At 57.1% G+C, this 704-nt stretch carries 1 protein-coding gene and 1 pseudogene; both read right to left on the bottom strand.

What is annotated here, in order from left to right:
- The coding region (gene miaE, locus A3754_RS23035) for a tRNA isopentenyl-2-thiomethyl-A-37 hydroxylase MiaE (RefSeq protein WP_304439861.1) at nucleotides 1-245 on the bottom strand (245 nt) is incomplete at its 3' end.
- A gap of 123 nt (nucleotides 246-368) precedes the next feature.
- Nucleotides 369-704 (bottom strand): annotated as a pseudogene (locus A3754_RS28145) (hypothetical protein); the annotation flags it as partial.

Here is a 704-nt window from a genome sequence, read left to right as displayed (position 1 = left end):
TGACGCATCAGCTGTACCACCTGCTCAAAATGCAGCAGCTCCTCGCGGGCCAGTTGGCTCAACGTATCCAGTAGTTCCGGGCGGTCCACATAACGAAACATCAGATTAATCGCCGTGCTGGCCGCTTTCTTCTCGCAGTGGGCATGGTCAATCAGCAGAATGTCCGGGTGCTCAAGGGCCCAGTCAACCCAGGCTGGCGGGGTCGGACAGGGAAGGAATGCATGAATATGACTGATATCGTGCATGAGACTCTCTCGTTCAGGGATCGGGAGTATAGCGCACGAGAGACGATCTGATGAATGCTGCGAGGCCCGTATCGGGCCTCGCAGTGTCAGTGGGTTTCAGGTAGCAGGTTACAGGGTAAAAGGTTACGGAGTAGAGGTACGGCTGAGCAGATATTCAACCAGTGCAGCACGCCCCTCCTCGGTTTGCAGCGTTTCATCCGCCACCGAACGCGGGAAGTAGAAACCGTGCGGGGAGTTGATCGGATTGCCCATCTCGTCCTCTCCACGCGCCGGATTGAACAGATTGTTCAACGCCTCGGCAGCGCTTTCTCCCGTGACAGAACCGTTATGCAGGAACTTGTCCTTACCTGCCAGCCCCAGCAAAAGCGGCTTGGCAAAGCCTCTTTCCTGCTGCCTCACACTGGCATCCAGGACAATCAGGGGGTTGTCATAATCCGGGGTGGGGCCTGCCAGCGTGGT

The organism is Alcanivorax sp. HI0083 (assembly GCF_001635175.1).
The sequence above is the reverse complement of the archived record's forward strand: the minus strand, read 5'-3'. Positions and strand labels throughout refer to the sequence as shown.